Annotated in this window: 10 protein-coding genes; 7 read left to right on the top strand and 3 right to left on the bottom strand. The window is 60.6% G+C overall.

Features of this window, described 5'->3' with window-relative positions; all coding sequences use genetic code 11:
* The first annotated feature begins 382 nt into the window (after positions 1-382).
* Positions 383-2041 (top strand): nuclease-related domain-containing DEAD/DEAH box helicase, encoded by a 1659-nt coding sequence (locus V4U86_RS19210; protein ID WP_395307527.1) that lies wholly within the window; start codon positions 383-385, stop codon positions 2039-2041.
* 139 nt (positions 2042-2180) lie between these two features.
* Entirely contained in the window at positions 2181-3500 is a 1320-nt protein-coding gene (locus V4U86_RS19205; protein ID WP_395307526.1) for a hypothetical protein, read from the top strand.
* 77 nt (positions 3501-3577) lie between these two features.
* On the opposite strand, the gene V4U86_RS19200 is transcribed toward V4U86_RS19205, so the two are convergent.
* The gene (locus tag V4U86_RS19200; RefSeq protein ID WP_395307525.1) at positions 3578-5080 is read right to left on the bottom strand and encodes a hypothetical protein; all 1503 of its coding nucleotides are present in this window, start codon (positions 5078-5080) and stop codon (positions 3578-3580) included.
* A gap of 276 nt (positions 5081-5356) precedes the next feature.
* Between V4U86_RS19200 and V4U86_RS19195 the strand changes: the two genes are divergently transcribed.
* The 5 genes from V4U86_RS19195 (at position 5357) to V4U86_RS19175 (ending at position 12267) form a co-directional block, all read left to right on the top strand.
* Complete coding sequence (locus V4U86_RS19195) at positions 5357-6484, top strand: hypothetical protein (protein ID WP_395307524.1); 1128 nt, start codon at positions 5357-5359, stop codon at positions 6482-6484.
* Positions 6481-7683 (top strand): hypothetical protein, encoded by a 1203-nt coding sequence (locus V4U86_RS19190; RefSeq protein ID WP_395307523.1) that lies wholly within the window; start codon positions 6481-6483, stop codon positions 7681-7683. The genes V4U86_RS19195 and V4U86_RS19190 overlap by 4 nt, the downstream gene beginning before the upstream one ends.
* A complete protein-coding gene (locus V4U86_RS19185) occupies positions 7683-9458 on the top strand; it encodes an Hsp70 family protein (RefSeq protein ID WP_395307522.1) in 1776 nt (591 codons plus the stop codon). Before V4U86_RS19190 ends, V4U86_RS19185 begins: the two co-directional genes overlap by 1 nt.
* A gap of 36 nt (positions 9459-9494) precedes the next feature.
* Positions 9495-11708 carry a hypothetical protein gene (locus V4U86_RS19180; protein ID WP_395307521.1) on the top strand — a complete coding sequence of 738 codons (2214 nt, stop codon included), beginning with the start codon at positions 9495-9497 and terminating at the stop codon, positions 11706-11708.
* 142 nt (positions 11709-11850) lie between these two features.
* Positions 11851-12267: a very short patch repair endonuclease gene (locus V4U86_RS19175; protein WP_395307520.1), complete on the top strand. Its 417-nt coding sequence runs from the start codon at positions 11851-11853 to the stop codon at positions 12265-12267.
* On the opposite strand, the gene V4U86_RS19170 is transcribed toward V4U86_RS19175, so the two are convergent.
* The gene (locus V4U86_RS19170) at positions 12243-13346 is read right to left on the bottom strand and encodes a DNA cytosine methyltransferase (RefSeq protein WP_395307519.1); all 1104 of its coding nucleotides are present in this window, start codon (positions 13344-13346) and stop codon (positions 12243-12245) included. The two genes, V4U86_RS19175 and V4U86_RS19170, sit on opposite strands and share 25 nt — an antisense overlap.
* Positions 13347-13428: 82 nt before the next feature.
* Positions 13429-15108: a DrmB family protein gene (gene drmB, locus V4U86_RS19165; protein ID WP_395307518.1), complete on the bottom strand. Its 1680-nt coding sequence runs from the start codon at positions 15106-15108 to the stop codon at positions 13429-13431.
* Positions 15109-15139 lie beyond the last annotated feature (31 nt).

The raw sequence follows: 15139 nt of genomic DNA, 5'->3' as shown, positions 1-15139 counted from the left end.
TTCCGCTACCCAATGCGGATCGGGTTCGTGCCCTCCGGCGGTTGCTACCAGTCGGACGCGCCGGCCGCTGTGCGGTGTCAGATCCGTAAACCGTGCGATATCGGGACCCGCTATGAGTCTGTGTCCTTAGTAAGACTTCTCGAACTGATCGAGGTGCAGGAGATCGCCCCAGTGTTCGGTGACGACCTCCCAGTTGGTGTCACAAGGGATGAGTATCGCGTTGCACTTGAGTCGCTTCAGATCGCCACGAAGCACGAAAAGATGTCCCGCCACGGCGCCATTCAACAGGCGGAAGAGACGTTCCGCTGGCACGACACGGCTGGAAAGCACGTGAGGTGTCGCCGCTGCTCGCTAGCATCCGGTCAGAGTTCGGGGAGGAACCATGACGACCGACGCCGCGAAGCCACGGCTGGCCAATGCCGCCGAACGCCGGGTGTACCAACTGTTGGTCGAACAGCTCGGCGACGACGGTGTGGTCATCGCGGGCAAGCGGGTCACCGACCACCTCAAGGACCACGAGGTCGACTTCTTGGTCGCCATCGAGGGCGCCGGCATCGTCTGCGTCGAGGTCAAGGGCGGCGACGTCTGGCATGACGGGCAGAGTTGGCGCCAGATCCGAGGCGGCAAGGAGTGCGCGATAGAACCGGTCCGGCAGGCCCGCGATGCCTGCTACGCGCTGCGCAGTTTCGTAGAGCACGATCCGCGGTGGAGTCAGGGCCGGTTGCGGTGGGACCACGTCATCGTCCTGCCCAACACCGAACTGCCCGAAGGCTTCGGGCTGGCGGACTGCCCCCGCTGGAAAGCCTTCGATCGCAACGACCTTGGTGATCTGGTGGGGCGGATGCGGAAGAACCTGCACAGCCAGGAACTCGACCGGCCGGTGCTGACCGCCGGTGGCATCGACCAGTTGGTGGTGTCACTGAGTGGCCGCGGTCTGCCGCAGCGCGATGTGGTGGCCCGCGCACTGGAGCACGAAGACGCCGCCGACGTGCTCACCGAGCACCAGTCGGTGATACTCGACGCGATCCGGCTGCTGCACCGCGTCGAGGTCCGCGGTGGCGCCGGAAGCGGGAAGACGTTTCTGGCGATGGAGCAGGCCCGCCGATCGGCGCGCAGCGGACAGCGGGTCGCGCTGGTCTGTTACTCGCACGGTCTGGCGTCCTACCTGAAACGGATCACCGGTGCGTGGCCTCGTCGTCAGCGGCCGGCCTACGTCGGAGAGTTCCACGACCTCGGCAAGCAGTGGGGCGCGCCCGCGGGCCCGGACGAGTCGTTGCGTACCGAGGAAACGGTGCAGTTCTGGGAGCGTGACCTGCCGGCGCAGATGGCCGATCTCGCCGCCGCGCTGGAACCCGGGCAGCGGTTCGACGCCATCGTCGTCGACGAGGCGCAGGACTTCGCCGACGCCTGGTGGGACCCGCTGCTCGGTGCGCTCAAGGATGATGTGACCGGCGGGCTGTACGTCTTCACCGACGAGGGGCAGCGGGTGTTCAATCGGCACGGTTCGCCGCCGGTGCCGCTGGTCCCGTTGGTGCTCGATCACAACCTGCGCAATACCCGGCAGATCGCGACGGCGTTCCAGCCGTTGGTCGATCACCCGATGCGCTTCCTCGGCGGGGACGGCCCGGCGGTGAAGTTCGTGGCTTGTGCGGCCGAGGACGCGATGGACCTCGGCGACGACGAGGTCGAGTTGCTGCTGGACGAGGGCTGGCGCCCCGAGGACGTCGCGCTGTTGACCACCGGCACAAGGCATCCCGAGCAGCGGGAACGCCAGGCCGCCGGCAACGCCGCGTACTGGGACAGCTTCTGGGACGCCGAGCAGGTGTTCTACGGGCACGTGCTCGGGTTCAAGGGACTGGAGCGCCGCGCGGTGGTGCTGGTGGTCAACGAGCAGGCGGCGTTCGAACGGTCCCGGGAGCGGTTGTATGTCGGGTTGTCGCGGGCGCGGGATCAGCTGGTGGTGTACGGGGATCCGGAGTTCGTACGCGAGGTAGGTGGCGCGGATTTGGCGCGGCGGTTGGGGGTAATGGACCATTCATGAATCCGCCTGAATTGCAGCCTTAGATCTTCGCGGCGATACCTAATGGCTATGCTCGGCGCTGGAGCCAGCTTGTCGAGTAGCGGCCACACGGTACTCGTTATCCGTGGCTCCCGAAGTTCTCGTCTGTCCGGTGTCGCGCTTGGAATCCCTCAAGAACTTTTCGATCCGAAAGGTTGAATCGCTGATGCCATCCGGCTCGCACGTGCCGTCGATCAGTCTCACCAGGAAGGCGCTGGAGGATGTGCCACACGCGCTGCGCTATGACGATCCGTCGACGGATGCGCGGAGTTCAGGCGCTGATCCCGCCATAGTGGTGTGGATATCGGACCCCGGCCGGGAAGGCAGTGCCCGGGAAACGCTGGACCCAGGTGGCGAAGGTGGACAAGGCACGGATACGAGTTCCGTCGAAACGACAGCCGACGAGCCTACCGTCGTTTTTGAGATTCCGCCGAAGCTCACCGAGGCCGATGTGCGGAATGCCTTGGGCGAGGAACTGACGAATATTCAGCAGCTATCACAGCTCCGGGCGCTCGATGCCTACGGGTGGTACACGACATTTCACCAGAAGCGCTACCAGTACGGCGTATACATTCCAAGCGAAGGGATCTTGGCTCTCGCTTTGGATGCGTTCGGCGAGCTTGACCTACCACTGGCGCGCAAGGCACAGCTCGCATTCCACGCAATTCTTCGACATGAGCTGTTCCACTTCAACGTGGACTGCATGACTGCTAACTGGGAGTTGATCACCGGCGCGCCAGTCTTCTGGAAGGCCAAGGAGCGATACCGCAACCCGAGCGGTTTCGTTCCGCTCGAAGAGGGGCTCGCAAACGCCTACATGCTGCGTGGCTTCCAACGTCCATCGCAGAAGTTGGGCAACTCAGCTGGGGTCTACCGGGCGTTGAAGAATTTCTGCGAGCGGCAGCCAGAGGGGTACCGAGACGCTGCAAGCTACCTGAGAACTCGAGGCGCTTACGGTCGGATCGACTCATATTTCGATGCCTGTTCAGAGCTGTCCGTGAGGTACCAGCAAACGTCAGAACCTGTCTGGAGTCCGCCGGAAAGCGCGTTGGACACACTGATGGTTTACCCGGACCTGATCCGCATCGATTGGACAAGATGTCCGATCATGGTCCTCGATGATCACGACATACTTGATGCTCTCGGCATCAACGTAACGTTCTTCCGCTCAATCATCGGCATCGAAGAGACGGCGAAGTTTGAACGTTCGCTCAGCAGGCTTGACCGGAGCATCCAAAAGCGTTGGCACGAAAGCAAGAACAAGCTGGCGCTATCCACTTCGCTGAGCAGTCTGGACTTCAAGCAGTGGAAGAAGGATGGCACGGACTTCTTTTCTGTGCGAGTGGGTGGGAACTACCGGGCCCATCTCCGGCGCGACCGCGAGCAGTCGAAGTGGTTCGCTGAGGCGATCGGCAATCACAAGGAGATGAGGCATGGGTGACGGCTAAAGGCTCGCTCAGACGGCTGAGATCGAGCGGTCTGCAGTGGTTTCCATCTGCTGACCAGAGACCGTCGCCGTTAGCCGCTCAGCTGATCGCTACACCACCCCGCGAACCGTTCGACAGTCTGTCGCTGTTCTTTATCGTTCTGTTTTCGATGTACGTGCACGAAGATCCGATTCTCGGCCAGGCAGTAGTAAACGCGTCCCATGTCTGACGACTTGCCCTCATCACCGATGTGAATATGCTTATCGACCTCTTTGATCCGCAGGCTGCCGGCCGACGCGCCCTTGAAAGGTGTAGCCGCCACTTGTTCATTTCGGTCAAGCGAGTACAAGACCGTAAAGACCTTCGACGGATCCTTCAGCGAAATGAGTGTGTCCAACGCGTCGGGCGACAACGTCAGCCGCGGTAGGACTTGTTCTGCAAAGCGGTCGGCACTCGTTCGTCCGCTCGACTGCTTGCGTGCCCGACTCGCGGCCTTGAGTCGGGTTTGTTCCTCCTCAGCGCTGGTCATCTCGGAGACATACGATTCCAAGTACTGCTTCTGCTCGGTCACCTCGGCGAGCGCGGCATCTTTGGCGGCCAGGGATGCCTCAAGCTCCAGGATCCGTGCTCGGTGTTTGGTCGCGTTATCTTCGGCTTCTTCGCCAAGCTGCTCTGCAGCGCGACGGTCGTCGTCCGCTTCCTGGATTCGCGCGGCAGCTTGCGCCTCGACTTGTTTGATGGCCTGGGCGAGTTCCGTCTCAGTCTCTAGTTGTTTGGACCGGCGCACGGAATGGGCTGCAGCGAGTGCGTTCTCGGCCCGGGCACGCCAACGTTGTTCATCGAGCGTTCGCTGACGCTGATCTCGCAGCGCTTTCAATGCCTCAGCGAGGTTCTGCTCAAGCTGGGCGGCTTTGGTGGTTACCTCTGCATGTGCGGCGCGCCATTCCTCAGTTCCGGCGAACAGGCCTTGAACGATTCCCATCAATCGGGTGTGTTCGTCCGCCGAGACCGTCGACTGGATCTGCTGGCCCGCATTGTGACCGTTAACGGTCCGAGGTGCGTGACGCACGGCGCTCGTCAACGCGTCGGCGACCCGATCACGAGCGGCATCGCCGGTGCCTGCGAACTTCAGCCGGATGAACCAGTCGTAGTGGTAGCCGTCGTCAGCGGGGCGACTGCTCGCGTCCCACCGGACGACTCCTAGACCGGCGTTGTCCATCAGTTCGGCGACAGCTTCGGCGGTGTCTTCGTCAGCATCGAATACGAGGTAGTTTCCGAAGCGGTTGTGTTCGATGCTCCAACGGCCGACGTCCAGTCTGGCAGCGGGCATAGCGGGACGGACCGGTGCATAGGGTATGGGTCGCCCAGATGCTACGAACTCGTTGCAGTCGTACTTGTCGTACGGCCGGTCCGCCAAGTCGATGACGTCTCCGAGGTACAGCGGGAAGACCTCGCCCCCGTAGACGACACCTGCGTCACCAGTCGGCAGGACTCTGACAGGGCGGCGGCGCAGTACCTCGATTACGGTGCCGTCACTTCGGACGTTCACATCGACTTTTTGGGACGGCACGTTCTCCCTTTCTTGCAGCAACAAATAGTTTTCCCTGCGGGATGTGTTCTTTACGAGGATTGCGGAGTTTGTGGTTGTCGGTCAACGGTCCGAGGTCCCATTGCATCAGACGGATTACTGACAGTGACGATGTCTCGCTCTTCTTCGACCTCAAATCGTTCCCTCTATCTGCAATAACAGCGAAACGCGCCGATGTGTCGGTGGTGACATATATCTTTGTTGACCGATCGGCTGTGGCAGTTGATCTGCGGGCATGGGGCAGTTGCTGTCGTACGGACATGTTTACCGAAAGAGCGTCTGATGGGTTTCTGGCATACCGGGTACGAGGGGTTTCATGAACCGGAAGACACGCACGTCTGGGCTCCGCAGGCTCCGAAACCACCGGTTTTCAACTGTCCACGTTGCGACCGAAAGTTCGCGTCACGTGACGATCTCGCTGTCCACGAGTTCGATGGACATGCGACCGTACGTCCGGTGCTCACGCTCCATGGGCGGGAGTGCGGCCGGTCCCGACTTGCGGTCATCGCGCCGACGGTTGAGACGGATTGGACAATTGAGAACGCGCGCGCCGTGCATATCAATGGACGTGTGTGCGATGAAGCAGAAGCGAGACGTGTGTTGGCCTCTGCTACGTCGGGCGTTGTATCGCTGGTCCTCGATGGTGACGTCGCTGACCAACGATTCGAGTTCAAGTTCGATATCGCCGACGGCGATGACCTCGCAGGCGTGGACGACGGGCTTTATGACCTTATCGGAGGTAAGTCGCTATCGTTCAGTGCGATCGACGGATTCATCCGTGCGACCAATCGGTTCACCACCGCACGGAGCTACAGAGACAGCTACGCGAACTACTTCTACGGTGTTCTCGCGAGAGAGCGCTCGACAGAGGCGCGCGCCGTGGAATCAGACGCTGACCGTACTCGATATGTTCGGCAGTTCGATGAAGCCGTCGCCGAACTCGGTCGGTACGAACGACCGCCGGCTGAGGCAATTTCAGGCTTGGTGGCTTTTCACTACAATCAGTTCGATCTGGCGTTACGGAAGACTCGGAGTCCGCGCATCGCGCAGGTCGCGCTCAGGTTCGCGCGGTTGCTTGCCGGCGAAACTGGCACCGCCACAATCGAGCTCGCACACGATGCTGGGAGTCTCGATTACGTCCTCAGCGACAACGAGATCGAACAGGTCATTCACTGGAGTTCCATCCCGCTCGACGGTGCGATACGCACCGAGATAGCCGAGATGGAGCAGGCATTGAGTAGGGTCGAGCCGACCGACGGGATGAAACTTCGGGTTGTTCTCGCCGAACACCACCTGGCTGCGGGAGAACCGGATCGCGCGGAGACCCACATCGGGGCGTTGCGCCATTCCGAAGATCTCGACAAATGGACCAAGAGCTACCAACAGCGGCGTAGGAGACAATTCGCGTGAGTCACCCCAACGGGTCGGGCGGTACCGACAAGCAAAACATGGGTGCGGGGATGAAGGGCAATCGCAAAAACCGTCAGAAAAGAACTGGCAGCCCGCAGCAGCGGAGTGCAGCGGCCAAAGCTCCACGTCTGAAGAGTGTGCGCGACCTACTTGAGTACGCATATGCGCTCAACGGCAAGCAACTCAGGGTTCCACAGAAGGTGGTGCAGGAGATCGCCGACGCGAGTCTGGCGGAACGGCCTGGAGGGGATGACCTTCCTGGACGCTTGGAACGACTGATCGCGTCCGACCCACTGCTCGGCGTGCCTCCTCGGTTGATGGTCGGTCTGGAAGAGGCACAGGCGCCAACGCTCTTGAAGATTCGCATCGCGAAGATGCTGGACTTTGGTCTCCGGCGTCATCCACTCCTGGTCCCACCGACCGAGAGAGTCGAGACAACTGAGGCCTTCGCCGTCGTCGGTGGCCAGGCGGACCTGGATGCGGTGTTTACACGGATTCGACTACGCACGCCCGAAGTCTCGGCTGCAGGTCTGGGGCTTGAGGGCAACACGTTGACACCGGCGGAGCGTGATCGGCTGCGCATCAATGCGACTACATCCGTCGCGCTGCTGGCGGCAACCATCGATCAGTGGAGTCTGGACCGCCTCGTGGAATGCTTGGAGCGGCATCTATGGAGAGGTGCCTTGACGAAACCTCGAGCACTGCGTCCGCTCGTCGCGATTGTAGAGTCTTCAAGTTCCGAGGCGCTCGGTGCAGTCGCCAGTGTTTTCCAAGTCCGTTCGGAGAGCGCCGATCGTGCGGCGGAGGCTGCGGTGCATAGCGCTCTGGAAGCGGAAGAACGGGCGAAGAACGTGTTGGCCCGTGCGAATGCCGTCAATGAGGAAGCGGCCCGATTGCGGTCGATCATCGACTGTCAACGCGAAGATATTGAGGCTCTGCAGCGACAGATCGGGACAATGCAAGGTCAGATCGATGAGCAGAAGCGTGATCGGGTCATCGATCAAAGCCACCACATAGATGAATTCGAAGATCTCCGTACGCGAATCATTCGGTCTCTGGGCAAGCAGGTCGATCTGCTCTCCGACGGCCTGCACGCGATACGAAATCAAAGCTATGCCGTGACAGAGGAATTCATAGAGCGCTCTTTGGAATCACTGTCCAAAGAGCTACGACAACTCAACGACGAGGGAGACTCCTGATGACGGTCGGGTTTGATTTCGGGACGACGAACAGTCTGATCTCAGTCATCCTGCGAGGCCGGGCAGTCGACATAATGGCCGCGGACGGCCTGCCGTTTCCCTCGGTGGTGCGCTATCAAGGTGAACAGGTGATGGTCGGCCGGAAAGCGAAGGAGTCCCTGGATTCAGCGGGCCTTGGAGTCCATGGCAACGTCGTGAGATCTCCCAAGTTTCTCCTGGGCGACGAGTCAGTTCACGTCGGTGGAGTAGAGCGCAGCCCTGTGGACATTGTCCATGATGTGGTCAGCCATGTGAAAGCCGAATCGTTACGAGGTAAGCAGAGAAACGTCCTCGACGGTGTAAAGCGGGCGGTCGTGACGATTCCGGTTACGATGACAGGCCCTCGGCGGGCGGCGCTGCGGGATGCCTTCGGCCGTGCCGATATCGGCATTGCTCAGTTCGTCCACGAACCGTTCGCGGCTCTTTACGGCTATATCCGAGCCCAGCGTGATCCAGCCGCCACGCTCCGATCGCTAAACCGCCGCAACGTGCTGGTCGTGGATTGGGGTGGCGGCACTCTTGATCTGACGCTGTGTCGCATCTCCGATGACCGCGTCGTTCAGCTCCGAAACGGTGGCAGCGACGAGGTTGGCGGCGACCTCTTCGACCAGGCGATTCGTGACGAGGTGATAGCCAGGTTCGCCAATTCGGCCGGCGTTCCGGCGGGTGCCACGATTCACCCCGATGCGCGGTTGCGGCTGCTGCAGGACGCAGAGAACACAAAGATCGCGCTTTCGGAACGCTCTTCGGCAACCCTATATCGGCCGGACTTCTTCGCCGAACCGAGTGCCACGCTTGAGTATCGACTGACCCGAGAAGAACTTGATGAAATAACTCGCCCGCTGTTGATGTCCGGCATCAAGCACGTCGAAGCTCTTCTCGACACTGTCGGTTTTGGCCCTAGTCAGGTAACTACCTGTTTGGTGGTCGGCGGGATGGCGTCCATGCCGGCCGTGCGCGGCCGACTGAACGAACTTTTCGGACCTCACCGAGTCGAGATTCCTGAAAACAGCGCCACTTTGGTGGCGCAGGGTGCCGCTTGGATCGCACACGATCAACAACGATTGCAGCTCGCCAAACCCATTGAGCTGAAGCTAGCGAGAGGTTCGTTTCTGCCGCTGGTGAAGGCAGGTACGAGTATGCCCGCAGAACACGAGGTCAAGAGTCAGCGGACACACTTGTTCTGTACAGATCCTACCGATGGTGTTGCCAAGTTCGATCTCTGTGCCCCGAAAGCCCTGTCGACGAATCCACAAGTTAGTGAACCACGTTCCGCGCTAGGCGTTCTCACCGTCGATGTGGATTCGGGAGCGAGGCCATTCAAAGAACGTCTCGAGCTTGATGTAACTATCAACGACGACCTTATTCTCACCGCGTCCGCGTGGAGCGCGATGGCAAAGGATAGAGATACGCTGGTTGTTCACGATCTCGAGTTCGGTCTGCCTGTCCCGGCATTTGACCACGGGGACGAGGATTCCGACGAACCCGTGGAGGACGCGTTCGAGCATTTGCCCGAACGCGGTGGTCTGGAGGTCCGTGCGAACATCGCCACCGAAGCGCACGACGATCTGATACCAGGCGATGTTCTGTACACGCATAACCGGAATGCTTTCCGAAGCGGAATCCTAAGGGCTGCGACAAACGACCAGCTGGATGAACATCTCTACTACCAGCCGTGCTCAGTCTGTAAGCGGGATTCCAACGATCCGGCCTGCAAGTGTTCATCCTCGCGGTAGGGCCTTCACTCCGTGAGTTCGGTAAGTAAGGGGAGTATGAAGCCCTACAGAGCCATTGGCCGACAGGGCGCGGGCGTCGTGCGGTTGTTCGACTCGCCGATGACACATGCGGTGGACGTCGACGGATCCATCGAGAGATATTTCACATCAGAGTCCGAAGCAAGGGACTTTGCTTTTGAAATGAGTCTCGACGGCCGCGATGCGGTTGTCGTGGCAGCAACGCCCTGTGACAGGGTGCCGACGGACGCGCTGACCCTGCAGGGATTGTTTTCAGAAAGGTTGGGGCGACTGTTCGAAACGGTTACCTCGCCGGACGGAAAGCCGTACGAACATGATGATTTGGCGAATGCGCTCCATGAAGAGGGCATCCCGCTGGCATCGAGGGTTGTCGATAGGCTCCTGTCAGGCATAGGCGGCCAACCTCCGGAGAAGACGATCGCCGCTGTTGCCCGCTTCTTCGGGATCGCCCCGGAAGCGTTGGGCGGTCGGTCAACTGGGGCAGGACCTACCGAATCCGATAATGAAGCCTTGGTCACTGAAACAACGGTGTCCGCTGTAGGTGTCTACGCAAAGGCGAGAAACAACGACCCTGCGGTCCCGTTCAACGCACGAAAGAAGCCTTTCAAATCGGGCAGGGGTTACGCAGTCGACTTGAGAGTACGCGACTACAACGGTGCGGCTGCCAAGCGGTACGCCGAGGGCGTGATCATCGGCTTCTGGGAGTCGGAGCAGCAAGCTCGACGAGTCGCCGATGAGGTGAATTCGGGAAAGCGTTTCGAGCCAGGTCATCATCTGCATTCGCGTGCGCATAGCGCCATCGTCGTGCCAGCGTGGAATGTCTCCGATACTGCGGTATTTCCCTGGGAGACCGCTGAAGGCAGTGCGGAGATGGCTGCTGCATATGAGGCAGCTGGTGTACCCCTCCCGCAGTGGCTGTCGGAAATACTCTCCCGGATCGAAGTACCTTCCCGCAGTTTGGGTCTAGCCCAATCCAACACCAGTCCAGAACATGACGCGGTAGTGTGCGGATCCGTCCCGAAGACCTCTGGACCACGTCCAGTGTCTATGAGGAAAGACCTGCTCGAAGCTATTCGCCGAGCGGTCGAAGTAGGCGAGATTGTTTCGACACTGGGCACCTCTTGCCCGAACCGCGTCGTTTCCATTGATGAATCCGGAATACGCGTCGCTACCGAGAAATCCGAGCGCAAGGGAAGCGAACCTCAGCTCGTACCGGCTTGGATGATCCAAACAGCCTGGGATCACCTGATACAGCACGGTGACCTGACGCAGAAGCAGCTGGTCGATGAGCTCAATGTCAAACGATCTGCATTCATCTGCGCCCTGTTGTCACGTCTGCCGGATGTGGAGTACGAATCCGTTCCCCGAGTTTCATTGAGGCTGGCCCGAGACGAAGACGCTATAGAGATCGGTGCTTGGGGTGAAGTGGGAGGCGGCGCAGCACTTCGTCCGCAATATATCGCGGAGGAACCAGAAGGGGATCTTCGCAATTTGGAGCCCGACGACGGGCGGCCCGACGGATATGCGGATCGATTGAACCGATTGTTCGAGACTGTTCACCCGGACGATCGGGGCTCGTTCAGCAGTGAAGAGGTCGCCGCAGCATTACAGGCGGATGGCATTTCGTTGCATGCGAATTCGATATCACGACTGCGAGAAGGGATCGGTGCACCGCCACAGGAGACGGCGACTCACGCCCTTGCCTATTTCTTCAACGTCGATCCCGACTACCTCTTCAGCGCCAGTACTGCGAGTTTCGACGCAGCGAGCAGGCCGCCCACCCGGCAGGGTGGACCGCCCAATTCGCGATCGAGTCTTGATCGGGAGGGCGACTCCGCTGCATCGAGGTCACACGGAGACGGTGCCGGCGCGATCGAAGACGTTTGGACCGATAAGGTCCACAGTGCGTCGGCCATCGATAATGAACAGGTTTCCGCTGGGCTACGGCTGTCTACGGCAGACTTGCTGCGGCTGAGTGCCGGGCTGAGCCAAGCAGCGCACGCCGCGAGCAGGCGCCCACACACCGATCTCGGGTTGATTCGGCGCTTCGTCACACTGATCGCTGAAGCGGCTGACTTCTTGCAGAAGTCTATTGGCGGTGACGTAGCAATACCGGTTCGATACCTCGAACATGCACTCGTCGAATGGGACCAGACTGAACCGGAAGACAATGGCACTGACGTGGCGTTCAGATGGCTGGCGGAACTGTTGAACAGCCATATCGACAGCTGAGATCCGCCTGGGGGTGCTTGCTTCGTCGCATGATTCACACTGTGTGACTGCCTGGCAATTGTCATACCCTGTTATCAGCACTGCTACCTGGAGGTTGATGCAGGTGAGACCACCAGCCTCGTCGCCGTCCGTTCGTGCTCGAATGAGTCGGCAACAACGGCGCGACACCAAGCCGGAACTGCTTGTCAGGCAGACCCTGCATTCGCGCGGAATCCGCTACCGCGTCGACGCTGCGCCCGTAGCTGGTGTGCGGTGCAAAGCCGACCTGCTGTGGCGAGGGCTGCGTCTGGCCGTGTTCATCGACGGTTGCTTCTGGCACGGCTGTCCAGAACACGCAACCCGACCGATGGCAAACGAAATGTGGTGGGCGGAGAAGCTCGACGGGAACGTCCAGCGAGATCGTCGCACAGACCTACAACTCACAAACCTGGGCTGGACGGTGCTGCGATTCTGGGAGCACGAGCCGGCAGACGCCGTAGCCGATGCCATCTGTGCTGTGCTGGCCGAGCTCCGTGGCGGATCAAATCAGCCTGCTCAGTCAGACACGACCGAAATCTGATTAGTGAGGCGCGTTCCAAGGGGCACCGGCCGGCCAGCCGTCCAAGTCGAGTCCACCGTCCGGTCCAGCTCCTCGAGGTCAATATCGATTTTGAGTGCTTCAGCAAGTATGTGCACGGCCAAACGCGGCGGGATCGCGTTTCCGATCTGCTGGCCGATGTCATTGCCGGACCAGGGATAATCCAGCGGAAACGTCTGCAAACGTCCGGCCTCTTGGAGCGAGAAGCGATCCTCGGCCCCGCCCGCCAGCCGGAGCCGGTTTCGAGTTACTTTGCCGGTTATCGTCGCCGACGGTTCATCGGAATGGCGTTGTCCTCGGTTCCGAGGATTGCCTCCGCTGCCGTAATTCGAAATCACGGTGAACTTTCGTTTTCGATTGAGCGCTTGCCCCATCGACACCCAAGGGCGGAGATCCAGAGCACCTTGGTCGGCTGCACCGCGCCGAAATGCTTGATGAGTTGGTGACGGCAGCGAGACAGTCTCGTCTGCATATCGTGCGATCAGGATTGCTCGCCGCCGCGTCTGCGGCACGCCGAACTGTTCCGTCCGGAGCACGCCGGTATCGACGCCGTAGCCGATTCGTTCGAGGATCTCGCGGTATGTCTCCCAGATGGGTAGCACCGCGGGTACCTGCTCCAGCACGATCGCTTGGTACGGACTGCCCGATTCCACGGCGAGCAGGGCCCACCTCAGCGGCTCGAGGACAAGTCCTGTCCGGACATCCTCGAACCCACCTCTCGGGATTCCGTCCCCGAGGTGCCGCTCCATGTCTTTGGCCTGCTCGATAACGTGGTCGAGTGCCTGCCGGCCTGACCCGGTGCCTGCGACTGTGAACGTCTGGCATGGTGGTCCGCCGGTCAAAACGTTCGCATCAGAAAAGTGGCCCGGTCCGTAGTTCCTGACGTCGTCCTGGATCGTGGGAAGTCCGGCTCTGCGCCGAGTGGCGCAAGCGTTCGCATCCCATTCGATGCCCGTCGTCGGGATGTCCAGCCATGTCGCCCCTACGTCGAGGCCTCCCGGGCCCGCGAAAAGGTCGATGATCTGAGGCGGGGAGTCCATCGAGACATCCTCCCGCGTCATGCCACTGATGCTAGCCGGCGACCGTGCCTTCGCCTAACCGCGCAACTTAGTTTCACAGGCTGCGATCCGCAGTACGTATGTGTCACACGTTCCAACTCTTGAAATAGCCGTCGAAGTGGCCAGGGACCCCGATCAGCGTCGCCCGATCCAACAGGAGGTTCATCTCCTCGCAGCTCGTCTCTGGTAACAACGCGCAGCAGTGACAAGCTGCAAGGTTCAGGGCGTCAGTTCCACCTGGATCCGATTCGATACACAGCGGATCAGATGAACACCACATGGCGGAAGCGAGCGCGTTGCGAATAGACGGTTCCAGCCGGTCGGGGTTCGCCTGACTGATCAGTCCCCCCAGAGAACCGGCCGAATCGCTGGTAGCTGTGTATATCAGCAACCCGGCGTGGTCGTCATTCACGTAAAGCCGCTCACGAAGGGATGCGGAGGGGTAGCCGCATTCCAACGACCATTGGTTGATCAACAGGTGTGCGAGGCTGTGCGTAAGGAGCAGTCGTGGCGAGATGCGGCTGGACAATGTGGGAGCTCGACCATCCTCCTTCCGCACTGCGTTGTCACGAAGGATCGCGGCTCTGTCCAGCAGTCGTTCCTGCTGCTCCCACTCCGAAAGAAGGTCCGAAGAGAGTTCAAGGAAGATGCCCTCACCGATGACCTCGATCGCCGGCAGCCACGGCAACTCTTGCGTGGAGAGGGGCGAGATCCTGTCTTCGACATCGGATAGCTCCGGTTCGCGGACCCGGGTGAACGATCGCAGGACGCGAACCTCGCGGAGGCGCTTAACGACCATCACATTGCTGAACGCCGCCTGGACCTGGGCGGTCAGATCAGTGGCCGGCACGCATACGAAGTCCTGACCGGCAGACCGTTGCGGCTTGCCGTGGCTGAGTGCGTTGTATTCCTGATCCTTGATGAGCGCGTCGTCGACATCGGACTCGGGGTCCTCCGCTTCGCGGCGCTCACGAACCGCCTCGATCAGTTCATCGAGGCTGTATCCCGTTTTGCCTCCGACGAGGCCCATTCCAGTAAGGACGCTTGGCAAGGCCTCGGCCGGTATGTGCCGGACCGCCTCCCAGTAGCGATTCAAAGCCTTGTACGCGTCTTCGGACCACGGCGGGATCGAGATTGCCGAATCGACCATCGAGAACCAGACGTTCGAGGCACCACGCTGGAGCACCCTGGGTGACTGCGTGCATCCATCCGGGTCGCGCCTGGCCAACCACGGTTGATTGGCCGAGCAATAGGCCACGTCTTTGAGCGCCGTTCGTCGAAAAGCACCATCCATCGAGCGTTGCAGGCCGCAGGAGCAGGCGATGACGACATCGCGTAGCGACGCAGTCGTTCCCAAGGTTCTGACCTTGAGATGGTGTCCGCGGTCCGGCTTTTCGCCGCGACCGTGAACCCAGGCGTAATAGGGGAAGTCGTCGATGTGTCCGCCCTCGCAGACCATCACGAACCGCGAAGGCACAAGGCGCGCTCCGCAATCCCCACATTCACTCTCGTCGGTACTGGTCGACAGCCGTCGGTGCTGGTCGAGCTCACCGCATTCCGAACACGAGTACCAGCGGGGAAAGCGGCTGACCGGGATGTCTTGGCGCTTATCGTCGCCGGAAGCAGCGGGCAGGACGAAGTGCCTGACTCGACGGAGTCGCTCGAGCCGTGGTTCGTGAATCCACAGGTCCTGGTCGTCGCTGACCCACTGGTCCAGTCCCGAGACCATGAACGACTCGTCTTCGATGGCGATTATCGAGCCCACGCCGTACGTAGTCACCAATTGGCTTCGGCGC

The sequence above is a fragment of the Mycobacterium sp. AMU20-3851 genome (assembly GCF_043974665.1).
Classification (GTDB): Bacteria; Actinomycetota; Actinomycetes; order Mycobacteriales; family Mycobacteriaceae; genus Mycobacterium.
This window is presented reverse-complemented; position numbering and strand designations above follow the sequence as displayed.

Coding starts and splice junctions, on each gene's coding strand:
- V4U86_RS19175 (WP_395307520.1), top strand. CDS start 11,851: ATGAGTCGGCAACAACGGCGCGACACCAAGCCGGAACTGCTTGTCAGG.
- V4U86_RS19185 (WP_395307522.1), top strand. CDS start 7,683: ATGACGGTCGGGTTTGATTTCGGGACGACGAACAGTCTGATCTCAGTC.
- V4U86_RS19210 (WP_395307527.1), top strand. CDS start 383: ATGACGACCGACGCCGCGAAGCCACGGCTGGCCAATGCCGCCGAACGC.
- V4U86_RS19195 (WP_395307524.1), top strand. CDS start 5,357: ATGGGTTTCTGGCATACCGGGTACGAGGGGTTTCATGAACCGGAAGAC.
- V4U86_RS19170 (WP_395307519.1), bottom strand. CDS start 13,346: ATGACGCGGGAGGATGTCTCGATGGACTCCCCGCCTCAGATCATCGAC.
- V4U86_RS19180 (WP_395307521.1), top strand. CDS start 9,495: ATGAAGCCCTACAGAGCCATTGGCCGACAGGGCGCGGGCGTCGTGCGG.